Origin of the sequence: Mycolicibacterium tokaiense (assembly GCF_010725885.1) — a bacterium.
In the GTDB taxonomy this organism is placed as follows: Bacteria; Actinomycetota; Actinomycetes; order Mycobacteriales; family Mycobacteriaceae; genus Mycobacterium; species Mycobacterium tokaiense.
In genome coordinates, this window is record NZ_AP022600.1 from 4,366,336 (window position 1) to 4,391,352 (window position 25,017).

Here is a 25,017-nt window from a genome sequence, read left to right on the forward strand (position 1 = left end):
TCGCCCACGAAGCCGCGGCCCGGAACCGGGCCTGAGCATGGATTTCTGCATGCATGACCTCCGAGGAGACACAAGAACGTGGCATCGTCTACGGCGCCGGTGCATCCGTACCGCTACCTGACGCTGTTCCTGGTACTGCTGATCGGCGCCTTCGCGGCGGTGTTCTTCACCGGTGACAAGCATCCCGAGCCGAAACTCGGCATCGACCTGCAGGGCGGGACCAGGGTGACGCTGACCGCGCGCACCCCCGACGGCACCGCCCCCACCCGGGAAGCCCTCAACCAGGCGCAGCAGATCATCACCAGCCGTGTCGACGGCCTCGGTGTCTCCGGGTCGGAGGTGGTGATCGACGGCGACAACCTGGTGATCACCGTTCCCGGCAACGACGGCAACGAAGCACGCAACCTGGGCCAGACGGCCCGGCTCTACATCCGCCCGGTGAAATATGCCGTTCCGGTCGACCAGCTGGCCGCCGCCACCGGCCAAGGCCAGGGCCAGCCGGCCCCCGCCGGTGCGCCGCCGGTGCCCGCCGCCCCCATTCCCGGCGCCCCGGTTCCCGGCGAACCCATTCCCGGCGCCCCGGCTCCCGGCGAACCCGTTCCCGGCGCCCCGGTGGAGCCGCCCGCTGCCGGTGTGCCCGCGCCCGCCACCGACGCGCCGGCGGCCCAGCCCCGCCCGTACCCGCTCGAACCCGCACCGACACCGCCGCCCACCCCGGCTCCGGCCACCCCGGCTCCGGCCACCCCGGCTCCGGGCGCCCCGGCGGCCCCGGCCACCGGCGCCCCGGCGGCCCCGGCCACCGGCGCCCCCGCAGCACCGGGAGCGCAGCCCGCGCCCGACGACCGAGCGGCGCTGGCCGAGCGGATCGCATTCGAGAAGCAGCTGCGCCAGAGCGACAACGAGAGCGTGCAGGTGCTGGCCCTGCAGTACCAGGCCGGCCGCTGCGGTGAGGAAGACGTGCTCGCCGGCAACGACGACCCGAACCTCCCGCTGGTCACCTGCTCGCAGGACAAGGCCACGGTGTATCTGCTGGATCCGTCGATCCTCAGCGGCGAGCAGATCGCCAACGCTTCGTCCGGCTTCGATCAGCAGCAGGCCCGCTACATCGTCGATCTCGAGTTCAAGCCCGAAGGCTCTGACATCTGGGCCGACTTCACCGCCCAGAACATCGGCACCCAGACCGCGTTCACCCTGGACTCCCAGGTGGTCAGCGCCCCCGAGATCCAGGAGGCGATCCCGGGTGGGCGCACCCAGATCACCGGCCAGTTCACCCAGCAGTCCGCGGCCGAGTTGGCCAACGTGCTCAAGTACGGCTCGCTGCCGCTGTCCTTCGAATCCTCGGAGGCCGAGACCGTCTCGGCCACGCTGGGTCTGCAGTCGCTGCGGGCCGGCCTGATCGCCGGGGCCGTCGGCCTGGCCGCCGTGCTGCTGTACTCGCTGCTCTACTACCGGGTGCTCGGATTGCTCATCACGGTGTCGCTGGTGGCCGCAGGCGCCATGGTCTACGCGCTGCTGGTGCTCCTGGGCCGCTACATCGGCTACACGCTGGATCTCGCCGGCATCGCCGGTCTGATCATCGGCATCGGTACCACCGCCGACTCCTTCGTGGTGTTCTTCGAACGCATCAAGGACGAGATCCGCGAAGGCCGGTCGTTCCGGTCGGCGGTGCCACGAGGCTGGGCGCGTGCCCGCAAGACCATCGTCTCCGGCAACGCCGTCACCTTCCTGGCGGCACTGGTGCTCTATGTCCTCGCGGTCGGCCAGGTGAAGGGCTTCGCCTTCACCCTGGGCCTGACCACCATCCTCGACGTCCTGGTGGTGTTCCTGGTGACCTGGCCGGTGATCTTCCTGGCTTCCAAGTCGACGATGTTGGCGAAACCGGCCTTCAACGGGCTGGGAGCGGTGCAACAGATCGCCCGGGAACGCCGGGCCGCGGCTTCGGCGGGACGGGGATAGCGTCATGGCAGACAACAACGACGTCGACACCCTCGGCACGACCGAGACCGGCCAACCGCCGAAACACGGCTTCTTCGTCCGGCTCTACACCGGCACCGGTGCCTTCGAGGTCATCGGCAAGCGCAAGATGTGGTACCTGATCAGCGGTGCCATCATGCTGATAGCCATCGGCGCAATCGTGTTGCGCGGCTTCACCTTCGGCATCGACTTCGAGGGCGGCACCAAGGTCTCGATGCCGCGCGGCGATGCGGACACCACGGCGGTGGAGACGGTCTTCAGCGACACCCTCGGCGAAGCTCCGGAATCGGTGGTGATCGTCGGCAACGGGCCGTCGGCGACTGTGCAGATCCGCTCGGAGACCCTGGACAACGATCAGACCAACGCGCTGCGCCAGGCGTTGTTCGACCGGTTCCAGCCCGTCGGCGAGGACGGCCAGCCCAGCCCGCAGGCCATCAGCGACTCCGCGGTGTCCGAGACCTGGGGCGGCCAGATCACCGAGAAGGCAATCATCGCGCTGGTCGTATTCCTGGCGCTTGTCGCGGTGTACATCACCGTGCGCTACGAGCGCTACATGGCGATGGCGGCACTGGCCACCCTGGTGTTCGACCTCGTGGTCACCGCAGGTGTCTACGCCCTGGTGGGCTTCGAGGTGACGCCGGCGACGGTGATCGGCTGGCTGACCATCCTGGGCTTCTCCCTCTACGACACGGTGATCGTGTTCGACAAGGTCGAGGAGAACACCCACGGCTTCGAGCACACCACCCGACGCACCTTCGCCGAGCAGGCCAACCTGGCCATCAACCAGACCTTCATGCGGTCGCTGAACACCGCGTTGATCTCGGTGCTGCCGATCATCGCGCTGATGGTGATCGCCGTGTGGCTGCTGGGTGTGGGCACGCTGCAGGACCTGGCGCTGGTGCAGCTGGTCGGCGTGGTGGTCGGTACGTACTCCTCGATCTACTTCGCCACCCCGCTGCTGGTCACCCTGCGCGAGCGCACGGAGAAGGTGCGCGTCCACACCCGCCGGGTGATGAACCGGCGCGCCCGCTCGTCGGCGTCGTCGGACGCCGCTGATGTGAGCGACGCCGAGGTCACCGACACCGAGGTGGGCGACGCCGGAGTTTCCGACGCCGAGCCCGCGGCCGTGGCGGCACCGTCGCGGCCCGCGCGGCCTGCCCGCTCGACGGGTCGCCCGACGGGCAAGCGCAGCCCTCGACGGAACTGACCCGATGGGGCTGAAACGCCGGCGCCTCGCAGCAGTGGTGGTGTCGACCGTCGCCGCACTGGGATTGGTGGGCTGCGGTGGCGGCACCGCCGACGAGATCGACTATGCCGTGGACGGTGCGCTGGTCACCTACAACACCAACAGCGTGGCCGGTGCGGCGTCCGGCGGCGCCCAGGCGTTCGCCCGGGTGCTGTCCGGCTTCGGCTATCACGGTCCGGACGGCCAGGTGGTCGCCGACCACGATTTCGGTTCCATCGCCGTGGTGGGCCGTGCCCCGCTGGTGCTGGACTACACCATCGCCGACAACGCGGTGTACTCCGACGGCAAACCCATCACGTGCGACGACATGGTGCTGACCTGGGCGGCGCAGTCGGGGCGGTTCCCACAGTTCGACGCCGCCAGCCGCGCCGGGTACATCGACATCGCGACCATCGACTGCCAGCCCGGCCAGAAGAAGGCAAGGGTGTCGTTCGCGATCGACCGCCCGTTTGCCGATTACGGCCAGCTGTTCACGGCCACAGCGCTGATGCCGTCGCACGTGATCGCCGACGAGCTCGGTCTGGGCGAAGGCGGGGTCACCCGGGCGCTGCAGGCCTCCGATCTACCTGCGATCGACCGCATCGCGGCAGTGTGGAACACCGGCTGGAACCTCGAACCCGGTGTCGACGTCGCCCGCTTCCCGTCCTCGGGGCCCTACAAGATCGACTCGGTGCGCGACGACGGCGCGGTGGTGCTGGTGGCCAACGACCGGTGGTGGGGAACGCCGGCGATCACCCCCCGGATCACGGTGTTCCAGCGCGGTCTCTACGTCCAGGATCGGGTCAACGACGGCACGTTCGACGTGGTGGACGTCGCGACTGGCTCCTCGGGCACCCTGACCACCCCGGACAACTACGAGCGCACCGACTCGCCGTCGACGGGGATCGAGCAGATGATCTTCGCGCCGCAGGGGGCGTTGTCGCAGACGCCCGAGCGCCGCGCCCTGGCGCTGTGCACCCCGCGTGACGTCATCGCCCGCAACGCCGAGGTGCCGGTGTCCAACGCGCGGCTGAATCCGGTGAACGAGGACACGCTGGCGCTGACCGAGAACGTCCCCGCTGCGGGGGAGTTCATGACCTCGAACCCCGTTGCGGCCCGGGAGGCGCTCGCCGGCCGACCGCTGACCGTGCGGATCGGCTACCAGACCCCCAACGCGCGGCTGGCCGCGACCGTCGGTGCCGTCGCCAAGGCCTGTGAGCCGGCCGGCATCACCGTCACCGACGCCTCCTCGGATGTGGCGGGCCCGCAGGCATTGCGCGACGGCCAGATCGATGTGCTGATCGCCAGCACCGGCGGCGCCACCGGCAGCGGCTCGTCCGGCTCGTCGGTGGTGGACGCGTACACGTTGTTCGCCGGCAACGGCGACAACCTGTCCCGGTATGCCAACGGTCAGATCGACGGCATCATCAGCGCGCTGGCGGTCACCTCGGATCCCAAGGAGCAGGCGCGGCTCTACGGCGAGGGCGCCCCGATCCTGTGGGCTGATATGCCGACCCTGCCGCTGTACCGTCAGCAGCGCACGCTGATGGTCTCGACGAACGTCGAGGCGGTCAGCAGCAACCCGACCCGCTGGGGCGCGGGCTGGAACATGGACCGCTGGCAGAAGAATTCGTGAAGGTGGCGTGAGCGTGAGCGACGTATCCAAGGTCATCGCGTCGTTGACGCGCGAGGTACCCGACTTCCCCGAGCCGGGGATCCAGTTCAAGGACCTGACGCCGGTGCTGGCCGACGGTGACGGGCTGGCCGCGGTGACCGACGCGCTGGCCGAGATCGCCGAGGGTGCTGACCTGGTGGCCGGCATCGACGCGCGGGGGTTCCTGCTCGGGGCCGCGGTGGCGACCAAACTGCGCACCGGCGTCCTGGCGATCCGCAAGGGTGGCAAGCTGCCGCCGCCGGTACACCGCGAGGAGTACACGCTGGAGTACGGCAGCGCGGTGCTGGAGATCCCCGCCGACGGCATCGACCTGGCCGGCCGCACGGTGGTGCTGCTCGACGACGTGCTCGCGACCGGCGGCACCATGGTGGCGGCGCACCGTCTGCTGGTGCAGAGCGGGGCGGTGGTGCCGAGGGCGGCGGTGGTGCTGGAGCTCGAGGCACTGGGCGGTCGCGACAAGGTGTCGCCGCTGCCGGTGACCAGCCTGCACGTGGTCTGACGTGACCGTCCACCGGGGGCGTCCGCGGGGGGATATTCTCGGTGGCGGACACTTGTTCACCGCAGCGACAGGAGGTGGCGTGCGTGGCCGATGATCCGGCAACGGTGGCAACACCGGCCGCCACGGTGCCTGACACCGAGCCCAGGGCGGAAACCCCCAAGACCACCAGCAGCGCGTCGCGCCGGGTGCGGGCCCGGCTGGCCCGCCGGATGACCGCGCAGCGCAGTGCCGTCAACCCGGTGCTCGAACCGCTGGTGGCGGTGCACCGCGAGATCTACCCCAAAGCGGACCTGACGCTCCTGCAGCGGGCCTACGCCGTGGCCGAGGAACGTCACGCCACCCAACTGCGCCGCTCCGGTGACCCATACATCACCCACCCGTTGGCCGTGGCCAACATCCTGGCCGAGCTGGGCATGGACACCACCACCCTGGTGGCGGCCCTGCTACACGACACGGTGGAGGACACCGGCTACACCCTGGAGGCGCTCACCGCCGAATTCGGGGACGAGGTGGGGCACCTGGTCGACGGCGTCACCAAGCTGGACCGCGTGGTGCTCGGCACCGCGGCCGAGGGCGAGACCATCCGCAAGATGATCATCGCGATGGCCCGCGATCCCCGGGTGCTGGTGATCAAGGTCGCCGACCGGCTGCACAACATGCGGACCATGCGCTTCCTGCCGCCGGAGAAGCAGGCCCGCAAGGCCCGCGAAACACTGGAAGTGATTGCGCCGCTGGCACATCGACTCGGCATGGCCACTGTGAAGTGGGAGCTCGAAGACCTGTCGTTTGCGATCCTGCACCCCAAGAAGTACGAGGAGATCGTCCGCCTGGTGGCCGACCGGGCCCCGTCCCGGGACACCTACCTGGCCAAGGTGCGTGCGGAAATCGTTGCGACGCTGAATGCTTCGCGCATCAACGCCACCGTCGAAGGGCGGCCCAAACACTACTGGTCGATCTATCAGAAGATGATCGTCAAGGGCCGCGACTTCGACGACATCCACGACCTGGTGGGCGTACGCATCCTGTGCGACGAGATCCGGGACTGTTATGCCGCCGTCGGTACGGTGCACTCGCTGTGGCAACCGATGGCCGGCCGGTTCAAGGACTACATCGCCCAGCCCCGGTTCGGGGTCTACCAGTCGCTGCACACCACGGTGATCGGCCCGGAGGGCAAGCCGCTGGAGGTGCAGATCCGCACGCGGGACATGCACCGCACCGCCGAGTACGGGATCGCCGCGCATTGGCGATACAAGGAGAGCAAGGGCCGGGTGCCGGCCAACCTGGCGGCCACCGAGATCGACGACATGGCCTGGATGCGGCAGCTGCTGGACTGGCAGCGGGAGGCCGCGGACCCGGGTGAGTTCCTGGAGTCGCTGCGCTACGACCTCGCGGTGCAGGAGATCTTCGTGTTCACCCCCAAGGGCGATGTGATCACGTTGCCGGCCGGCTCCACCCCCGTCGATTTCGCCTACGCCGTGCACACCGAGGTGGGACACCGCTGCATCGGGGCGCGCGTCAACGGCCGGCTGGTGGCGCTGGAACGCAAGCTGGAGAACGGCGAGGTGGTGGAGGTCTTCACCTCCAAGGCGCCCACCGCAGGCCCGTCCCGCGACTGGCAGACGTTCGTGGTGTCGCCGCGGGCCAAGGCCAAGATCCGGCAGTGGTTCGCCAAGGAACGCCGGGAGGAGGCACTGGAGTCCGGCAAGGACGCCATTGCCCGCGAGGTGCGCCGCGGCGGACTTCCTCTGCAGCGCTTGATGAATGCCGACTCCATGGGGTCGCTGGCCAGGGAGCTGCGGTACACCGACGTCTCGGCGCTGTACACCGCGGTGGGGGAGGGCCACACGTCGGCCCACCACGTGGTGCAGCGCCTGATCGCCACCCTGGGCGGTGCAGAGGATGCCGAGGACGAGATCGCCGAGCGGTCCACGCCCTCGAATGTGCCGATGCGCCAGCGCAGCAGCGACGACGTCGGCATTGCGGTACCCGGTGCCCCGGGGATCCTGAGCAAGCTCGCCAAGTGCTGCACCCCGGTGCCGGGCGACGCCATCATGGGCTTCGTCACCCGCGGCGGTGGAGTCAGTGTGCACCGCACGGACTGCACCAATGCCGAGTCGCTGCAGGCGCAGTCCGAGCGCATCATCGATGTCGAATGGGCACCGGGTCCCAGTTCGGTGTTCCTGGTGGCCATCCAGGTGGAAGCGCTGGACCGGCACCGGTTGCTGTCCGACGTCACGCGGGTGCTGGCCGACGAGAAGGTCAACATCCTGTCGGCATCGGTCACCACCTCCGATGACCGGGTGGCCATCAGCCGTTTCACCTTCGAGATGGGCGACCCCAAACACCTCGGGCACGTGCTCAACGTGGTGCGCAATGTGGAGGGTGTGTACGACGTCTACCGGGTGACGTCAGCCGCGTAACGGGCGATGCCCTGGTGTCCCACCGGCGTCAGCGCATACGTCCCACGGGCGACGCGTTCGAACCAGCCGTAGTAGTCCTTCTGCACGATCGCCGCGGCGTGGGGAACATCGGCGGCTGCGCGCATCTGGGCCAGCGTCATCGGACCCGGCGCCAGCAGCTCGGCGCACCGCAGCGCCTCCTGGCGGTAGGACGTCATCATCGGGACCCGGGTCGAGGATCCGCCGAGGTTGGGATCACCCACACGCCGGGCATGTTCGCCGAGCAGCCGGCCCACCTTGCGTGTGTTCTTGCGGGGGGCGTAGGGCGCCGGATCCAGCAGCACCTCGGCGCGTTGGCCGGTCACCACGATCAGGCCCAGGCCCAGCCGTCGGCACAGCGTGCGGATCTCCTTGCTCTGCTTGGGAATCCGGCCGATCGCCAGGTACACCGAATCGGTGAGGGCCAGCCGGTCCACCCCCTGCAGTAGCAGCCCGAGGTTGAAGGCGCGTTTGAGTTCGACGATCACCGGCGGCCCGTCGTCCCGCACCCCGACGACATCGCAGTGCGCCACTTCACCTTTGACCACGTAACCCTGGCTCTCCAGCAGAGCCTTGACCGGCGGATAGAGGTCGCTCTCGAGCGGCATGCCGTGCAGGCTAACGCACCGCCGGGCCCGGATGTGGGAGGCAGGCGCGCGGTCAGGACCCCAGGATGGCGATGGTGACCTGCGCCAGCACCCGCCTGCCGTGGGTGTCGATGGCGTCGACATCCACCACGTCCCGGTCGTGGCGCCGATAGCTGGCACCCAGCAGGCCGGCGGCGCGGCGCGCAGCGGTCGCGGGGGTGTAGGTGATGGAGCCGTCGCGGCTGACCCGGGCGCGGCCCTTGTCGGTGTGGACGAACTGCGGGGGAAACAGCAGGGGCCGGGAGCCGGTCAGGATCCCGGAGACGGTGCCGCTGTGGCGGTCGAGCGCCAGTCGGGTGACGGTGATTGGAACCCGCTCAATGGACACCCGCGTCGGTGTCATCATTAGCTGCGGATCGCCTGGCGGGCACGGCAGCGCAGCATTGTCATCGCCGGCGGCGGAACCGGCGGTCGGGGATCGGTGCACGTGGTGTGGGCGCAGCACGGTGTCCGACCCCGCCACAGCGGTGTGATCAGCCATCCGTCCCCCCCTCGTGGGTCGCGATGCGGCATCCCCCGTCAAACACCAGTGTGTTGAGGGTAAGGGGTCAAGGGTTAATCAGCAAGGATGGTTTGGGTCACCACCGGTTTGCTGGAACGTGAATATCCCGCTGCGGCCGAATGTGGCGCCTCAATCCAGACGGATCGATTCGACTGTGACCGGGCGCGCCGGCCTGCCGTCGAGGTTGCCGCCCGCGACGCCGCGTTCGGCGATCTCGTCCACCGTCGCGAGCCCGGTCTCGTCGACGGAGCCGAACACCGTGTAGCTGGGCGGCAGTCGGGAGTCCTGGTAGACGATGAAGAACTGGCTGCCGTTGGTGTCGGGTCCGGCGTTGGCCATCGCAAGTGTTCCGCGCGGGTACAACACCGCCCTGGACAGGTCGGGGTCATCCGGCGGGTACTGACTGGTGGGGTACTCGTTGGCGAATTCGTAACCCGGACCGCCTGTTCCGGTGCCGCTGGGGTCACCGCACTGCAGTACCGAGAGGGAGTTGTTGGCCGTCAACCGGTGGCACGGGGTGTCGTCGAAGTAGCCCTGCTGGGCCAGGCTGACGAAGCTGTTCACCGTGCACGGTGCGCGGCCGTTGTCCAGCTCCAGGCCGACCGCGCCGTCCGAGGTGGTCATGGTGGCCGTCACCGTGGCCGGCGCGGTGGGCACCGCTCCGCTGCGCGGGGGCTCGGCCGGTTTCGCGGCGGGCGCCGCGGTGGCGGGATAACTGCACGCGTTGCCCAGATCGGCGGGCGGGTCGAAGGCGGGCAGCGCTGCGGGCGGCGGGAGCGGGGTCAGCGGCGGGGGCGCGGCGCGGTCGTAGCGGTCCAGCTCGCTGTTGACCCACGTGAAGAACGACGACACCGCGACCACGGCCACCACCATGGTGACGATCAGCGAGTAGCCGATGATCAGCCCCGCGATCGCCAGGTTGCGCCCTTCCTGCGGGTTGGTGGCCGCGGAGCGTTTGATCTGCCACAGCGACAGGTGCCCGAACACCACCCCCAGCGGCGCGAACAGCACGGCGGAGATGATCGACGCGACGGCCAGCCCGTTGGTGGGACGGGCCGGCTCCGGCGCGGGTTGCGGTGGCCACGGCTGCGCCGGCCACTGCGGGGTGGGCGGCCCGTAGGGCGGCGGGACCGTCATGTGGTGATCAGTCCAGCGCGAGCGTCTTGATCATGACCTCCTGCGCAGGCGCGCCGTCCTGGCCGCCGCCCTGCACGCCTGCCTCGGCGATCTTGTCCAGCGTGGCCAGCCCGGTCTCGTCGATGGTGCCGAACACCGTGTACTGCGGCGGCAGCTGAGAGTCGGCGTAGACCAGGAAGAACTGGCTGCCGTTGGTACCCGGGCCGGCATTGGCCATGGCCAGCGTGCCGCGCGGATACAGGACCGGCTGCTGCAGCCCGGGGTCATTCTGCGGGTACTGGTCGGTGGGGTACTCGTTGGCGAACTCGTATCCCGGACCACCCATGCCGGTACCGGCGGGGTCGCCGCACTGCAGCACAGACAGCGACTCGGCGGTGGTGAGCCGGTGGCAGGTGGTGTCGTTGAAGTAGCCCTGCTGGGCCAGGCTGGCGAAGCTGTTGACGGTGCACGGCGACTTCGCGTTGTCGAGCTGCAGCCCGATGTTGCCCTGCGACGTGGTCATGCTGGCGCTGATCTGCGCCGGGTCGGTGGGCACCCGGCCCGCGCGCGGCGGGGTGTTCTGCTTGCTGGCAGCCTGCGCCGCCGGGTACTGGCAGTTGGCCCCGGTGCTGGCCAGCGGGGTGAACGGCGGCAGCTGGCCGTTGGCGGGCGGACTGACGGTGGGGCCCTCGTCGGACGCGGGCGCGCCCGGTTCGGTGGTGGCGGCCGACGCGGTGGTGCTGGAGCCGCCGGAATCCCGCTGCACGATCATGACGGTGGCCACCACCGCGGCGATGACGGCCACCGCGGCCACGGACCCGCCGATGATGCTCATGGTCCGGCGCTTCTTCGCCTGTTCTGCTTGCTGGCGCAGTTGTTCCTCCAGCTTGCGCTTGGCAACTTCTCGTCGTTGTTCGTTCGTCGGCACCGCCGATGTCCTCCGCTGAGTCGATGACACGTTGGCACCGAGTGTGCCAGCCCGCGCTGGGACAGGGGGCTGCGACCCGCATGAGAAACTGGTCGGCGTGCTGATCACGGGCTTCGCCACCGGTCCGGACTCCGTCAACTGCTACCTGGTGGCCGCGGCCCCGGGAGCGGCCGCGCTGGTGATCGACCCGGGCGACGAGGCAGTGCCGACGCTGGAGTACTACTTCGCGGTCAACGGCCTCACCCCGGCGGCGGTGCTGCTGACCCACGGCCACCCGGGCCATGCCGCGTCCGCCTTCGATCTGGGCGCCGCGTGGGGCATCCCCACCTATCTGCACCCGGGGGACCGGGCGCTGCTCGCCGAACTGGGCGCCGAAGCGCCGGAGCCCCTGCTGGAGGTCCACGGCGGCGACGAGCTGACGGTGGCCGATATCCTGGTCGGCGTCGAGCACACACCGGGACACACCCCCGGATCGGTGTCGTACCGGGTGACTGCGGACACCGACGACGGTCTGGTCCCCGTGGTGTTCACCGGAGACGCCCCGATCACCGGCAAGCTGCTGGCCCTGGACGACCACGCCGTGGTGTTCCCTGGCCACGGCTCGTCCACCACCATCGGCGCGGCGCGCCGCTACACCATGATGGAGAACTGACGGTCACGTGAGCGAGTTCAAGGCGCCCAAGGGCATTCCCGACTACCTGCCACCGGATTCGGCGCAGTTCGTCGCCGTGCGCGACGGCCTGCTCACGGCCGCGCGCCGCGCCGGGTACGGCGACATCGAGCTGCCGATCTTCGAGGAGACCGCGCTGTTCGCGCGAGGGGTGGGCGAGTCCACCGACGTGGTGTCCAAGGAGATGTACACCTTCGCCGACCGCGGTGAGCGGTCGGTGACGCTGCGGCCCGAGGGCACCGCCGGGGTGATGCGGGCGGTGATCGAACACGGCCTGGACCGAGGGGCATTGCCGGTGAAGGTCTGTTACGCGGGCCCCTTCTTCCGCTACGAACGCCCTCAGGCCGGGCGTTACCGTCAGCTGCAGCAGGTCGGGGTGGAGGCCATCGGCATCGACGACCCGGCGCTGGACGCCGAGGTGATCGCCGTGGCCGACGCCGGCTTCCGAGCGCTGGGGCTGACCGGTTTCCGCCTGGAGATCACCTCCCTCGGCGACGACACCTGCCGCCCGGCGTACCGGGAGCTGCTGCAGCAGTTCCTGTTCGCCCTGGATCTCGACGAGGCCACCCGGGCCCGCGCGCAGCTCAACCCGCTGCGGGTGCTCGACGACAAACGTCCCGAGGTGCGGGCCATGACCGCCGACGCCCCGGTGATGCTCGACCACCTCTCCGATGCGGCCAAGGCGCACTTCGAGACGGTGCTGGCGCACCTCGACCGGCTGGGGGTGCCGTACGTGGTGAATCCGCGGATGGTGCGCGGGCTGGACTACTACACCAAGACGACGTTCGAATTCGTGCACGACGGCCTGGGGGCCCAGTCCGGGATCGGCGGCGGCGGCCGCTACGACGGCCTGATGAGTCAGCTGGGCGGCCAGGATCTGTCCGGCATCGGCTTCGGCCTCGGTGTGGACCGGACCCTGCTGGCGCTGCGGGCCGAGGGCAAGACGGTGGGTGCGGCCAACCGCGTCGACGTGTTCTGCGTGCCGGTGGGCGAGCAGGCCAAGTTGGAGCTCGCTGTGCTGGCGGCGACGTTGCGCGGCGCCGGTGTCCGGGTGGACATGGCCTACGGCGACCGCAGCCTGAAAGCGGCGATGAAGGGCGCCGACCGCTCCGGTGCCACGCTGGCCCTGGTGGCCGGCGACCGCGACATCGAGGCGGGCACCGTCGGCGTCAAGAACCTGGGCACCGGTGAACAGGTGGATGTCGCGGCGGATGCCGTTGTCGCCGAGGTGCTGTCGCGCCTGTCCCGTTAGCCGCCGACGACGGCGTTGAGCACCTCGTCGGCATTGCTGATGCTGCCGATGAAGGGGTTGCCGCGCTTGAGCACATGCACGCCGCCGGGAGTGACGGCGACCAGCTTGGGCGAACTCGAGCCGAACTGCAGGCGCTTCTCGAAACGGATGCGGTCCAGCGGCAACAACGCACCGCCGGCGACGGTGAACAGGTTGAGCTTGCGGTCGAGCACGGCCACCGAGCGGCAGTTGCTCAGCGGCGCGGTGCGCCGGTTTCTGATCTTGCGGACCACGTAGTACGCCGGCCCGGCAACCGCCAGACCGACGATCAGGAAGAGCCCACCGAGCAGTCGCGACGGGGAGCCGGTGACCAGTGCCACGACTCCGAAACCGGCCACACACACCGCGATGACGCCGAGCACGAACGCGGCCGTGGCCAACCCCCCGGTGGCGCGGTCGATCACGTTGACCCGGCGGCCGTCGTCGGTCACCACCAGGCCGCCGGCGTCGAGCAGGACGCGTGGGGTGGCAGGCGCGGTCATGAGGTGCAGCCTGCCACCGCCGAGGACCGGCGCGGGTCGGATCGCCCACATGCCCGTGGCGGCGCGATGGGCTCCGGCCAGGTGTGACGTGTATGGCGCGTCGGTGATGTCGCCTGCGGGAACACCGTGGGCGTGGATGTCGAGGTCGTACTGGTGGTGGTGGGTGCTCTCGGGTGCGTGGTGGCGGTGCTGTCGGACAAGATGCGTAGTCTGCCCATTTCCGAGCCGTTGTTGGGGTTGGTGGCAGGAATCGTGGTCGGGCCCCATGTCCTGGGCGTGTTGTCGATGTCGACGATCGTCGACGGGCAGCCCACGTTGCACGAAGCAAGCAGAATCCTGCTCGCGATCTCGGTCATGGCGGTGGCTTTGCGGTACCCCTTCGACCAGGTCCGGCGCCACGGGCGGGCGCTGCTGATTCTTCTCGGAGGCGTGTTGCCGTTGATGGCGTTGGTGTCTGGCGGTCTGGGGTGGGCGGTGGTCGGCATGCCGCTGGCGGCCGCCGCACTGTTCGGCGCCGCGATCAGTCCCACCGACCCGGTGCTCGCGTCCAGCGTGGTGACCGGAAAGGCCGCCGAGCGCGACCTCCCGGCCCGCAGCCGCCAGCTGTTGTCTCTGGAATCAGGTTCCAACGACGGGTTGGCCTTGCCTCTGGTCTTGCTGGCGATGGTGTTGGCGGGTTCGCTGGGTGTGGGGGAGGCGCTGCTGGAGTCGGCGTGGCAGGTCGGTGGCGCCATCACGGTGGGAATCGTGGCCGGTTACCTGGGCGGCAGGGCGTTACGCCTGGGCGCCAGGCACGGGTCGACTTCGGGCGCGCCGGCGCTGTTCTTCACGGTGGTGCTCGCACTGGGGATTCTCGGCGCCGGTGGTCTGCTGGACGTGGACGGCATCCTGGCGGTGTTCGTCGGCGGCCTGGTGTTCAACATCGTCGGGACCGGGCGGGAACGCACCTCCGAGTTGTCGATCGACGAGGCAGTCAATCGCTTTGCGGTGCTACCGCTGTTCGTGCTTTTGGGGGCGGCGCTGCCGTGGGAGCAGTGGGCCGAATTGGGCTGGCGGGGAGCAGTATTGCTGGTCGCAGTGCTGCTCCTGCGGCGGCTCCCGATCGTCGTCGCGGCAAAGGGATTGCTGCAGTTGCGAACCCGGGACGCCATGTATTTGGGGTGGTTCGGCCCGGTGGGTGTCTCCGCGCTGTTCTATCTGACCCTGGAGGCCCAACGGCTGGGGGCCGACGCGCAGGTGCTCGCCGCCGGGTCCCTGGTACTCGCCGGCAGCACGGTTGCTTTCGGGATCACCGGTGTCTACGGCCGAGCGCTGTACCGACGGGCGGCAGAAGCCCAGTGACTGGCCACGCCGGCCACCGCTAGATGGCCATGGCGGCGCGGACGTCGTCCTCGGAGGCGGAGCCGCCGGTGCCGCTGGAGGTGACGCGGCCCGCCTCCAGGATGTAGTACGTCTGTGCGGATTCCAGCGCGAAGCCGATGTGCTGCTCCACCAGCAGCACGCCCAGGTTGCCCCGCTGCGTCAGCGCGGTGATGGTCTCCTCGATCTCGTGCACCACCGACGGTTGGATGCCCTCGGTGGGCTCGTCGAGGATGAGCGTCTTCGGTTCGGTGATCAGCGCCCGCGCGATGGCCAGCTGCTGGCGCTGACCGCCGGAGAGCAGTCCGGCCCGGCGGGTCAGCAGCTCCTTGAGGGCGGGGAACAGGTCCAGTTGCTCGTCGATCAGTTGCTTGCCGCGCGGGCGACCGTCGGCGACCACCTGCAGGTTCTCCATGGTCGTCAACTGCCCGAAGGATTGCTGGCCCTGCGGGACGTACGCCAGGCCGCGGGCCACCCGCGCCGAGGGCCGCAGTTTGGTGATGTCTTCGCCGTCGAACATGACCTTGCCGGCAGTGCACCTGAGCAGTCCTACCGCCGCGCGCAGCAGGGTGGTCTTGCCGGCCCCGTTGTGGCCCATCACTGCGGCCACGCCGTCCGAGGGCACCTCGACACTGGCGCCGTGGATGACTTCGGACCGGCCGTACCCGGTGCGCACATCGACCAGTTGCAGCGTCACGACGCCTCCGTCTCTTCGAGGCCGTCCGCGCCGGCGGCGGCCGTACCCAGGTAGACCTCCTGTAGACCTCCTGGACCTTGGGGTTGGCCTGGACCTCGGCCACCGTGCCTTCGGCGATCACCTGACCTCGGGCCAGCACCGTCACCGAGGTGGCGAACGCCCGCATGAAGTCCATGTCGTGTTCCACCACCACCACAGTGCGTTCGGCGCCGATGCGCCGCAACAGGTTTCCGGTTTCCTCACGTTCCTCGGCGCTCATGCCTGCCACCGGTTCGTCGAGCAGGAGCACGTCGGCGTTCTGCACCAACAGCATGCCGATCTCCAGCCATTGCTTCTGGCCGTGGGCCAGCACGCCTGCCGGCTTGTCCGCCAGATCGGCCAGCCCGGTGATCTCGAGGGCCTCCTCGATGGACGGCAACACCCCGGGCCGGCGCCTCAGCAGTGTCCACCACGAGCGGTCGGCGCCGGCGGCGATGTCGAGATTCTGCAGCACCGTGAGCTTTTCGAAGACGCTCGCGGTCTGGAACGTGCGTCCCACACCGCGCTTGGCGATCTGGTGCACCTTCTTGCCCAGCAGTTCGGTGCCGGACTTGCTCACCGACCCGGTGGCCGACACCAGGCCGGTGATGGCATCGATGACGGTGGTCTTGCCGGCACCGTTGGGGCCGATCAGGAATCGCAGATCGCCCTGCAGCAGCGTCAGGTCCACGTTCTGCACCGCTTTGAAGCCGTCGAAATCCACGGTCAGGCCGCGTACCTCGAGGTATTGGGTGCCCATGCCGACGTTGCCGCCGGCCTTCGGTTCGGGCAGTGCGGTGGTCATGACGGCGCTCCCACCTTCTCGTTCTCGGGCAGGGGATCCGGGTCGGGGTTCTGCTCGGCGGCCTTCTTGCGCCGCTTGAGAAACACCGCCAGTCCGGCGAAGCCGGCCGGGAAGAAGCCGACCACCAGGATGAACAGCGCGCCCTGTCCATAGGTCCACGCCGACGGGAACTGTTCGGAGAACAGGGTTTGTGCCCAGGCCACCCCGATGGCACCCAGCACCGGGCCCAGCAGGGTGGTCCGCCCGCCGATCGCCACGCCGATCAGGAACGCAATGGACGGCAGGATGCCCACCTGCGACGGGGCGATGAACCCGACGATCGGCGCGAACAGCGCACCGGCGATGCTGGCGAACAGGGCCGCGACCGTGTAGGCCACCACCTTGATATTGGCCGGGTCGTAGCCCAGGAAGCGGACCCGCTCCTCACCGTCACGCACGGCCACCAGCAGTTCGCCGTAGCGGCTCTGCATCAGTTGGCGGGCCACGGCGACCACCACCAGCAGCACGCCGGCGGCGATGAAGTAGAGCATCTGCCGGTTCAGCGGATCGTTGAGGTTGAATCCGAAGAACGTGCGGAACCGGTTGAGCCCGTTGGAGCCGCCGAGCCCGGTCTGCCCGATCAGCAGGATGGCCAGTGCTGCCGCCAGCGCCTGCGACAGGATGGCGAAGTACGCGCCCTTCACCCGGCGCTTGAACACACCGAAGCCGAGCGCCGCCGCGATACCCGCGGGGACGATGAGAATGGCCAACAATGTCACCAGGGGAGAGGCGAACGGCGCCCAGTAGCCGGGCAATTCCCGGGTGCCCTGGATCTGCATGAAGTCGGGCACGTCGTCGCCGAGCAGTTGGGCGTCGGCGATCTTGAGGTGCATGGCCATCATGTAGCCGCCGAGGCCGAAGAACACCCCCTGGCCCAGCACCAGCATGCCGCCGCGGCCCCACGCCAGCCCGATGCCCACGGCGACGATGGCGAAGCACAGGAACCGTCCCAGCAGACTGAGCCGGAAATCGGACAGGACCGCGGGCATCACTCCGAACAGCAGTACCGCCGCCACGCCGAAACCGGCCCAGGTCTGCCACCTACCGAGGACGCGCGTCATACGAGACTCCTTGTCCGAACGGTGAACAGGCCCTGCGGACGGACCTGCAGGAAGATCACGATGACCACGAACAGGATCACCTTGGCCAGCGAGGCAGTGGTGTTGTACTCGATGAACGAGTTCAGGAAACCGATGCCGAAGGCGGCGATGACGGTGCCCTTGATCTGGCCCAGCCCACCCACCACGACCACCAGGAAGGCGTCGATCAGGTAGCTCTGCCCGATGGTGGGGCTGGTGGATCCGATCATCGTCAGCGCCACCCCGGCCACCCCGGCCAGGCCGGAGCCGATGAAGAACGTGGTGATGTCGGTTTTGCGCGAGGAGATGCCGCTGGTCTCCGCCAGGTCGCGGTTCTGTACCACCGCCCGGATGCGTCGACCCATCGGGCTGACCTTCAAGACGACGGCCAGCACGGTCACGCACACCACGGCCAGCACCAGGATGAACAGGCGGGTCTTGGGCACCACCGCGCCCATGATGTCGAAGCCACCCGAAAGCCACTGCGGTGCAATGACGTTGACCGCCGGTGCGCCGAAGATGTCCCGCGCCACCTGCTGCAGGATCAGGCCGACGCCGAAGGTCACCAACAGGGTGTCCAACGGCCGGTCGTACATCCGCTGTATCAGTGTCACCTCCAGCAGCACGCCGAGTGCCCCGCCGATGACAAAGCCCACGATCAACGAGATGAACAGGGAGACACCGGCGTTGGAGACGATCTGCTGCACCACGAACGCGGTGTAGCAGCCTGCCATGATGAACTCACCGTGCGCCATGTTGATGACGCCCATCTGGCCGAAGGTCAACGACAATCCGAGAGCAGCCAGCAACAGGATCGAGCCGAGGCTCAATCCTGTTGCCAGCTGTCCGATCAGGACATCCATACTCTGTTGATTCCCCGTCGCTTCGCTGCCCGCGTACCTAGCCGGACAGCCCGGCGGCCCACGGGTAGGACTTCAGGAACGGATCCGGCTCGATGGGGCCGGGTGACTCCCAGACGGTGTAGATCAGGCCGTCGGGCCGGATCTCGCCGATGCGGGCGGTCTTGGTGATGTGGTGGTTCTCGCCGTCGATGGTGACCAGACCCTCGGGGGCGTCGAAAGTCACTCCGTCGGCGTTGTCCTGGATGGACTTGGTGTCGAAGGCGCCGGCCTTCTCGACGGTGTTCTTCCAGAGGTAGACCGAGGTGTAGGCCGCCTCCATGGGATCGGAGGTGGGCTTGTTGGCACCGTAGGCCGCCTTGTACGCGTCGACGAACGCCTTGTTCACCGGGGTGTCGATGGTCTGGTAGTAGTTCCAGGCGGTCAGCTGACCGGTGATGTTCTCCACCCCGATGCCGCCGACCTCTTCCTCGGCGATGGACACCGAGACCACCGGCATCTCCTGCGGGGTCAGGCCCACGTTCTTGTACTCGCGGAAGAACGCCACGTTCGAGTCGCCGTTGAGGGTGTTGAAGACCGCGTCGGCGTCGGCGGTACGGACCTTGTTGACGATGGTCGAGAAGTCCGTCGAGCCCAGCGGGGTGTAGTCCTCGCCCTTGATCTCGATGCCGTTGGCCTCGGCGTACGCCTTGATGATGCGGTTGGCGGTCTGCGGGAACACGTAGTCACTGCCCACCAGGTACAGGGACGTCACGCCCTGCTCCTTCAGGTAGTCCAACGCGGGCACGATCTGCTGGTTGGTGGTGGCACCGGTGTAGAAGATGTTGGGTGAGGACTCCAGGCCCTCGTACTGCACGGGGTAGTACAGCAGCGAGTTGGCGCTCTCGAACACCGGCAGCATGGCCTTGCGGCTGGAGGAGGTCCATCCGCCGAAGACCGCGGCCACACAGTCGCTGCTGATCAGCTTCTCGGCCTTCTCGGCGAACACCGTGGGCTCGGAGGCGCCGTCTTCCCCGATGAGTTCGATCTGCTTGTCCAGCACACCGCCGTCGGCGTTGATCTCGTCGACGGCGAGCTTGATCGCGTCACGCACGGTGACCTCGGAGATGGCCATGGTGCCCGACAGCGAGTTCAGCGATCCGACCTTGATGGTCGGGCTCTCGGTGTCGACGCACGAGGCCGCCTCGGCGGCAGTTCCGGTGTCACTGGCTTTGCTGCCGCAGCCGACCAGTACCAGGCTGGTGGCGAACAGGACGCCGCCGGCTGCCACAGCCGACCGTTTCAGCGATGAGCGCTGGGGACGCACAGATCTGCGCATCGAGAGCCTTTCATGAAGAGTGAACACGGCTCGCAACCAGAAAAATCCTCGTGAAAAGGCCTGTCGCGGTCCGCCTGACACCCCCCGCGGGTGCCGAAAAGGAAACTAGGGCCGTTATGTTTCTGGGAAATATCTGTGTGTCACGAACGCATTAACCTGGTGGCCACGTGGTGTTGACCTGATGTTCGACAGCATGGCTATCGGCTTAGCTGGTTGCTGGGTCGGCGCCGCACCGAGGCGGTGTAACGATCGGGTAGCGTCGGCAGATATGACCAACATGCGAAAAGGGACAGTCACAGTTGGTGCGGCAGTGGTTCTCGCTGCCGCGGGTATCGCCGGTGCCGGGTTTGCGGGCGCCGAGCCTGAGTCGGCCGGACAGCAGGTGCGCTACACGCTGGTCTCGGCCGCCCCCTACGAGTTCGACCTGTTCTATCTGACCTCGCAGCCGCCCAGCATGGCGGCCTTCAATGCCGACGCCTATGCCTATGCCAAGCGCGAGACGGTGAACCTGGCCCCGGGCGTGCCGTGGGTGTTCGAGACCACGATGGCGGATCCGCAGTGGGCCATCCTCCAGGTCGGCAGCACCACCCACGGTGGCCGCGCGGCTCCGAATGTGCACTGCGACATCGCCGTTGACGGCGTGGTCCAGACCGCCCACGACGATCCCTACAACGTGCGGTGCCAGCTCTCGCAGTGGTGATCAGCCGCAGGCGTTGACACCTGGGTCGAACGTATGTTCGCATTGGCCGATGCGATGGTCGGCCCAGGGTGTCAACGTCGATGACGGTGCGTTGCCCGGTCTGCAGCGCATCGGCTTCGTCCGCAGCGTGCGGACACCGCAGTTCGACGGCATCACCTTCCACGAGGTGCTCTGCAAGTCGGCGCTGAACAAGGTCCCCGCCGAATCTCAGCTGCCCTTCACCTACACCGTCAACGGCTACCGCGGCTGCTCGCATGCCTGCCGCTACTGCTTCGCCCGGCCCACCCACGAGTATCTGGATCTGGACTGCGGCGACGATTTCGATTCGCAGGTGGTCGTCAAGACCAACGTCGTCGACGTGCTACGTCGCGAACTCAGTCGGCCGAGCTGGCGCCGCGAGGCGGTGGCCCTGGGTACCAACACCGATCCCTATCAGCGGGCCGAGGGGCGCTACGCGCTGATGCCCGGCATCATCGGCGCACTCACCGACTTCGGCACGCCGTTTTCCATCCTGACCAAGGGCACCCTGCTGCGCCGCGATCTGCCGCTGATCACCGAGGCTGCCACCCGGGTGCCGGTGTCGGTGTCGGTGTCCCTGGCAATCGGCGACCCCGAACTGCACCGGCAGGTGGAGCCGGGCACGCCCACGCCGCAGGCGCGTCTGCAGCTGATCTCTGCGATCCGCGAGGCGGGGCTGGACTGCCACGTGATGGTGGCCCCGGTGCTCCCGCATCTCACGGATTCCGTCGACCATCTCGACATCCTGCTCGGTCAGATCGCCGAGGCGGGTGCCACCGGGGTGACGGTGTTCGGGCTGCATCTGCGCGGCTCGACGCGGGGCTGGTTCATGTCGTGGCTGGCCGACCACCACCCCGAACTGGTGGCGCCGTACCGCAGGCTCTACCGCCAGGGGGCCTACCTGCCCGAGGAGTACCGCGACAGGCTGCGCCGACGGGCGGCACCGCTGGTGGCCAAGTACGGACTCACCGGCCGGGGCAACCAGTTTTCGCGGGTGCCGCGGCCACCGGCGGCGCCGGTGGCCGAACCGGTGCAGGCCACCCTGTTCTGAGGTGGGTTGTCAGCGGCGCGGGTGGTGCACAATCGCTCCGGAGAACTCCGCGATGGAACCGCCCGCGGCGATCTTCTCGCGCGCGGGGACCTCGGCCTGCTCCTTGCCCCGCAGCAGCGCGCCCAAACCCACGGCCTCCTCGGGCAGCAGGAACGCCACACCGTCGGAGTCGCCGAACACCAGGTCGCCCGGTCGCACCACGGCGCCGCCGATGCTGACCGGAACGTTGATGGCGCCTTCGATCGCCCCGATCCGCGTGGTCAGCGGGCTGTACCCACGGGAGAACACCGGGAAGTCGTAGGCCTGGGTCTCGTCGTGATCGTTGATGGAGCCGTCGATCACCGCACCGGCCGCCCCGCGGGCCTTGGCGGTGAACGACACCAGTCCGCCGAAGCAGGAACGGCTGTGATCGCCGGACTGGTCGACCACCAACACATCTCCGGGCCGCAGGTGATCGACCGCCAGATGCACCGCGGTGGAGTCCAGGTGCGGAATCCGCACGGTGACAGCGGTTCCCAACACCTTGACGGGGCGGCGGTTGGGGGACAGGCCGATGGCGAACCCGTGGTCGCGCAGATGCCCGAGGGTGGAGACGCATACGTCGCGCAGTTCGTCGAGCAGTGCGGGATCGACCTGCTCGGGCATGTCATTCATGGTGAACACGGGTGTTGTGCCTTTCTGGTTACTGTGCGCCCGACATCGAGGGCAGGAACGTGACGATGGAGGGGAAAGCGATGAGCAGCGCGACGACCACCAGGTCGGCGACGATGAACGGAGCGATGCCGCGGAACACCCGCCCCAAACCGGCTTCGCGGACGGCGCCGGAGTAGACGAACGCGTTCATGCCGACGGGCGGGGTGACCAGGGCCATCTCGGCGACCTTCACGATGAGCACACCGAGCCAGATCCCGTCGAAGCCGTAACCGATCAGAATCGGATGCAACAGCGGCGCGGCGATCAGGATCATTGAGATGCCGTCGAGGAACATCCCGAGTGGTAGCAGGGCTGCCAGGCACAGCACCAACACCAGGTACGGCGGCAGGTCCGCCCCCGTCACCGCGCTCACCAGGGACGTGCTCGCCCCGCTGAGCGCCAGCACGTAGGTGAACACCCCGGCACCCACCATCAACAGGAAGGTCATGGCGGTCAGCCCGACTGCCTCCTGCAGTGACCCGCCGATCTCCCGCAGCCACGCCGGAGGCCGGTTGCGCAGCAGCAGCGCCAGCAGCGCCGCCAGTGCCCCGAAGGAGGCGGCTTCTGTCGGGGTGGCGATACCGAAGTAGATGGTGCCGATGGACACCGCGAAAATCACTACGAGATAGAGAAACCCGATGATGTCGAGGCGTGGCGGGTGCTCCGGGGTCGCCGGTTGATCGACGGCCGCGGAGATGTCGGCCGACGGCGTGCGACGACGCTGCCAGATCACCAACAACACGATGGTGAGTGCGTAGAGGGCGATGGTGAGCAGTCCCGGCCCGATCCCTGCGATCAGCAGTTGCCCGATGCTCTCCTCGGTGACCACGCCGTAGAGCACGAGCACGATCGACGGAGGGATCAGCACTCCTAGCGTGCCGCCCGCGCACACCACACCGGCAGCCAGTCGGATGCCGTACCCGGCACGCACGATCGCGTCGGTGGACACCCGGGCCATGGTGGCAACGGTGGCCACACTCGAACCGGTCACCGCAGCGAACAAGCCGGACCCGGCCAGGGAGGCCAGCGCCGGACCGCCGGGCATGCGTCGCATCGCCGCCGAGGCGAGGTCGAAGCCGGCCTGGGCCAGCCCGGCGCGCACGGCGAACACGCCCATCACGATGAACAGCGGAATGATCGTCAGCGAGTAGTCGGCAGCCGTCGAAAACGGTTGATTGGCAACGGTACTGAGGCCGGCACCGGTGCCACGCAGCATCAGCACGCCGACGAAGGCGGCAGCCATCAGCGACAACGCGACGTGCAGGCGGATGGCCAGTAGCGCGAAGAACAGCAGCAGCACGATGATGAGCACAACGGCGGTGGTGGCGGTCATCGCTGAGCTCCGTTCGCCTCGGACCGCAGTGCCCTGAACGTCAGCAACTCTTTCCACACCGCGACCACGAAGAACGCGACGAAGGACAGGAAGAGCACCACCTTGGCGGGCCAGGTGGGCAACCGCAGGATGTCGTTGGTGGTCTCGCCGCGCTCCAGGGCGCTCACCAGGACTTCGCCGAGCCCCCAGATGATCAGCACTCCGAGTGCGACCAGCAACGCCGCGCGCAGCACGGACAGGACGAGCCTCGCCGTGGGCCCGAAGCGGGTCTCGACGAGCTCGACGGTGACATGGTTGCCGTTGACCTCGGCCGCCGCCAGTCCCAGAAAGGCGATGGCCACCAGCAGCATGGTGGAGATGTCCACCGTGCCGACGATCGAGCGTCCGCCGGCGTTGCGGCCCACCACGTCGGCGATGGTCAACGCGATGAGGGCGAGCAGCAGCAGGCCGGCCACCACGCTGAGGGCGTGCACCGCCAGCGTCAGCGGTCTCGGCAGCTCGACCTCGGAGGCGGGGGAATCCGGAAGCGCCATCAGATCTTTCCTTCTAGACAGGCGATGAACGGATCGGCGTAGTCGGAGGTCGACGACTCCTCGGCGATGATGCGCCGGTAGTCGTCGAGCACACCCTGCGCGTCGTAGCCGCGTTCGGCGTAGCGGTCCACCCAACCCTGGGCGATGTCGGCGCGTTCCTTCCACGCCTCGACATCCGGCGCGGGCATGGTGGACAGCTGCGCGTTGGTCTCCCTGAGCTCGGTGCAGGCCGTCTGCGCTGCCGCGCCCATCTCCTCCAGTCCGTAGCCGATGCCGTTGGCCGATGCCTCGGCGATGGCGTCCTGGTACTCCTGGGGCATGGACGCCAACAGCTCGGCGTTGATCACCACGATCGACGACGAGTACGTGCCGATGCCGGGATCGATCAGGTACGGCGTGGTGGTCGACAACCCGAAGGTGGGCAGGTTCGCGATCGCCAGGGCGGTATAACCGTCGACGACTCCGCGCTCCATGGACTCGTAGATGTCGGTGGCGGTCATCGCCACCGGGTTGGCGCCCACGGCCAGCAGAGCCTCGGAGGTGAGTCCACCCGAACGGATGCTGAGCCCGGCCAGATCCTGCGGCCGCGCAGCCGGCTGCTTCAACCCGACGAGATTGATCCCGAGCGGCAGCGGGAACAGCAGGCGCACCCCCTGGCGATCGAAATCGTCACGGTAGGTGTCGTTCTCGTTGTACAGCCGCTCGATGGCCGTCATCTGCACTTCGGGGTTGTTGGTCTCGAAGGGCAGCTCGATGACGGTGAACATCGACAGATCGGAGGCGGCGTAGATGGAGCCGACCTGCGCCAGGTCTGCGCGTCCGTCCAAGGTGGCCTGCACCGACTCGTCGGCTCCCACCAGGCTCTGGGAGTAGTGGAACTGCACCCGGACCCCACCGTCGGTGAGTTCTTCGACCTCCTGCGCCCACCGCTGCGCGGTCAGGGACTGATCCGAGGTCTGTGAGGAATAGGTGGTGTAGTGCAGCACGTACTCGCCGTCCTGGGCCACCGCGCAGGCGGTCAAGGCGCTTGCGGACAGGGCCACCATCGCGGCGGCGGCTCCTCGGTG

General features: G+C 68.4%; 23 protein-coding genes and 1 pseudogene. 10 read left to right on the forward strand and 14 right to left on the reverse strand.

Going from position 1 to position 25,017, the window contains the following annotated elements; all coding sequences use genetic code 11:
• Positions 1-78: 78 nt before the first annotated feature.
• The 5 genes from secD (at position 79) to G6N58_RS21400 (ending at position 7,793) form a co-directional block, all read left to right on the forward strand.
• The gene (secD, locus tag G6N58_RS21380; protein WP_115277381.1) at positions 79-1,956 is read left to right on the forward strand and encodes a protein translocase subunit SecD; all 1,878 of its coding nucleotides are present in this window, start codon (positions 79-81) and stop codon (positions 1,954-1,956) included.
• A gap of 4 nt (positions 1,957-1,960) precedes the next feature.
• Complete coding sequence (gene secF / locus G6N58_RS21385) at positions 1,961-3,181, forward strand: protein translocase subunit SecF (protein ID WP_115277380.1); 1,221 nt, start codon at positions 1,961-1,963, stop codon at positions 3,179-3,181.
• Positions 3,182-3,185: 4 nt separating this feature from the next.
• Complete coding sequence (locus G6N58_RS21390) at positions 3,186-4,835, forward strand: ABC transporter substrate-binding protein (protein WP_115277379.1); 1,650 nt, start codon at positions 3,186-3,188, stop codon at positions 4,833-4,835.
• Positions 4,836-4,848: 13 nt separating this feature from the next.
• Entirely contained in the window at positions 4,849-5,373 is a 525-nt protein-coding gene (locus G6N58_RS21395; RefSeq protein WP_115277378.1) for an adenine phosphoribosyltransferase, read from the forward strand.
• A gap of 83 nt (positions 5,374-5,456) precedes the next feature.
• Positions 5,457-7,793: a RelA/SpoT family protein gene (locus G6N58_RS21400; RefSeq protein WP_115277377.1), complete on the forward strand. Its 2,337-nt coding sequence runs from the start codon at positions 5,457-5,459 to the stop codon at positions 7,791-7,793.
• Here the strand turns inward: G6N58_RS21400 and G6N58_RS21405 are convergent.
• The 4 genes from G6N58_RS21405 to G6N58_RS21420 form a co-directional block, all read right to left on the reverse strand.
• The gene (locus G6N58_RS21405) at positions 7,769-8,419 is read right to left on the reverse strand and encodes a DUF2161 domain-containing phosphodiesterase (RefSeq protein ID WP_068916593.1); all 651 of its coding nucleotides are present in this window, start codon (positions 8,417-8,419) and stop codon (positions 7,769-7,771) included. The two genes, G6N58_RS21400 and G6N58_RS21405, sit on opposite strands and share 25 nt — an antisense overlap.
• A gap of 52 nt (positions 8,420-8,471) precedes the next feature.
• Positions 8,472-8,939, reverse strand: coding sequence for a hypothetical protein (locus G6N58_RS21410; protein ID WP_147289288.1), 468 nt, complete (start codon positions 8,937-8,939; stop codon positions 8,472-8,474).
• Positions 8,940-9,089: 150 nt separating this feature from the next.
• Positions 9,090-10,097 (reverse strand): peptidylprolyl isomerase, encoded by a 1,008-nt coding sequence (locus G6N58_RS21415; protein ID WP_115277375.1) that lies wholly within the window; start codon positions 10,095-10,097, stop codon positions 9,090-9,092.
• 7 nt (positions 10,098-10,104) lie between these two features.
• On the reverse strand, positions 10,105-11,004 hold the full coding sequence (locus tag G6N58_RS21420; protein WP_115277374.1) for a peptidylprolyl isomerase: 900 nt from the start codon (positions 11,002-11,004) through the stop codon (positions 10,105-10,107).
• 97 nt (positions 11,005-11,101) lie between these two features.
• Here G6N58_RS21420 and G6N58_RS21425 point away from each other — a divergent pair, with 97 nt between their 5' ends.
• Together G6N58_RS21425 and hisS are read left to right on the forward strand one after the other, a co-directional pair.
• Complete coding sequence (locus G6N58_RS21425) at positions 11,102-11,656, forward strand: MBL fold metallo-hydrolase (protein ID WP_115277373.1); 555 nt, start codon at positions 11,102-11,104, stop codon at positions 11,654-11,656.
• 7 nt (positions 11,657-11,663) lie between these two features.
• On the forward strand, positions 11,664-12,926 hold the full coding sequence (gene hisS / locus G6N58_RS21430; RefSeq protein WP_115277372.1) for a histidine--tRNA ligase: 1,263 nt from the start codon (positions 11,664-11,666) through the stop codon (positions 12,924-12,926).
• On the opposite strand, the gene G6N58_RS30580 is transcribed toward hisS, so the two are convergent.
• The gene (locus G6N58_RS30580) at positions 12,923-13,447 is read right to left on the reverse strand and encodes a hypothetical protein (RefSeq protein ID WP_172544953.1); all 525 of its coding nucleotides are present in this window, start codon (positions 13,445-13,447) and stop codon (positions 12,923-12,925) included. The genes hisS and G6N58_RS30580 overlap by 4 nt on opposite strands.
• Positions 13,448-13,579: 132 nt before the next feature.
• Between G6N58_RS30580 and G6N58_RS21440 the strand changes: the two genes are divergently transcribed.
• Complete coding sequence (locus tag G6N58_RS21440; protein ID WP_115281361.1) at positions 13,580-14,788, forward strand: cation:proton antiporter domain-containing protein; 1,209 nt, start codon at positions 13,580-13,582, stop codon at positions 14,786-14,788.
• Positions 14,789-14,807: 19 nt separating this feature from the next.
• On the opposite strand, the gene urtE is transcribed toward G6N58_RS21440, so the two are convergent.
• The 5 genes and pseudogenes from urtE to urtA form a co-directional block, all read right to left on the reverse strand.
• A complete protein-coding gene (gene urtE, locus G6N58_RS21445; RefSeq protein ID WP_115281360.1) occupies positions 14,808-15,497 on the reverse strand; it encodes an urea ABC transporter ATP-binding subunit UrtE in 690 nt (229 codons plus the stop codon).
• 2 nt (positions 15,498-15,499) lie between these two features.
• A pseudogene (urtD, locus tag G6N58_RS21450) lies at positions 15,500-16,326 on the reverse strand (urea ABC transporter ATP-binding protein UrtD).
• The gene (gene urtC / locus G6N58_RS21455) at positions 16,323-17,426 is read right to left on the reverse strand and encodes an urea ABC transporter permease subunit UrtC (protein ID WP_115277370.1); all 1,104 of its coding nucleotides are present in this window, start codon (positions 17,424-17,426) and stop codon (positions 16,323-16,325) included. The pseudogene urtD and the gene urtC overlap by 4 nt, the downstream one beginning before the upstream one ends.
• Positions 17,423-18,307, reverse strand: a complete 885-nt coding sequence (gene urtB, locus G6N58_RS21460) for an urea ABC transporter permease subunit UrtB (RefSeq protein WP_068916602.1) — start codon at positions 18,305-18,307, stop codon at positions 17,423-17,425. The genes urtC and urtB overlap by 4 nt, the downstream gene beginning before the upstream one ends.
• Before the next feature lie 37 nt (positions 18,308-18,344).
• The gene (gene urtA, locus G6N58_RS21465) at positions 18,345-19,622 is read right to left on the reverse strand and encodes an urea ABC transporter substrate-binding protein (protein WP_115277369.1); all 1,278 of its coding nucleotides are present in this window, start codon (positions 19,620-19,622) and stop codon (positions 18,345-18,347) included.
• Between the two features lie 268 nt (positions 19,623-19,890).
• Here urtA and G6N58_RS21470 point away from each other — a divergent pair, with 268 nt between their 5' ends.
• Together G6N58_RS21470 and G6N58_RS21475 are read left to right on the forward strand one after the other, a co-directional pair.
• Positions 19,891-20,322, forward strand: a complete 432-nt coding sequence (locus G6N58_RS21470; RefSeq protein WP_115277368.1) for an Rv2576c family protein — start codon at positions 19,891-19,893, stop codon at positions 20,320-20,322.
• 49 nt (positions 20,323-20,371) lie between these two features.
• A complete protein-coding gene (locus tag G6N58_RS21475; RefSeq protein WP_115277367.1) occupies positions 20,372-21,391 on the forward strand; it encodes an Rv2578c family radical SAM protein in 1,020 nt (339 codons plus the stop codon).
• A 9-nt stretch (positions 21,392-21,400) separates the two neighbouring features.
• Here G6N58_RS21475 and G6N58_RS21480 read toward each other — a convergent pair whose 3' ends face one another.
• The 4 genes from G6N58_RS21480 to G6N58_RS21495 are packed head-to-tail and all read right to left on the reverse strand — an operon-like array spanning position 21,401 to position 24,996.
• On the reverse strand, positions 21,401-22,036 hold the full coding sequence (locus tag G6N58_RS21480; RefSeq protein ID WP_197746435.1) for an RraA family protein: 636 nt from the start codon (positions 22,034-22,036) through the stop codon (positions 21,401-21,403).
• Between the two features lie 37 nt (positions 22,037-22,073).
• Positions 22,074-23,417, reverse strand: a complete 1,344-nt coding sequence (locus G6N58_RS21485; protein ID WP_115277365.1) for a TRAP transporter large permease — start codon at positions 23,415-23,417, stop codon at positions 22,074-22,076.
• Positions 23,414-23,950, reverse strand: a complete 537-nt coding sequence (locus G6N58_RS21490) for a TRAP transporter small permease subunit (protein ID WP_115277364.1) — start codon at positions 23,948-23,950, stop codon at positions 23,414-23,416. The genes G6N58_RS21485 and G6N58_RS21490 overlap by 4 nt, the downstream gene beginning before the upstream one ends.
• On the reverse strand, positions 23,950-24,996 hold the full coding sequence (locus G6N58_RS21495; RefSeq protein WP_232067949.1) for a C4-dicarboxylate TRAP transporter substrate-binding protein: 1,047 nt from the start codon (positions 24,994-24,996) through the stop codon (positions 23,950-23,952). Before G6N58_RS21495 ends, G6N58_RS21490 begins: the two co-directional genes overlap by 1 nt.
• Positions 24,997-25,017: the final 21 nt, after the last annotated feature.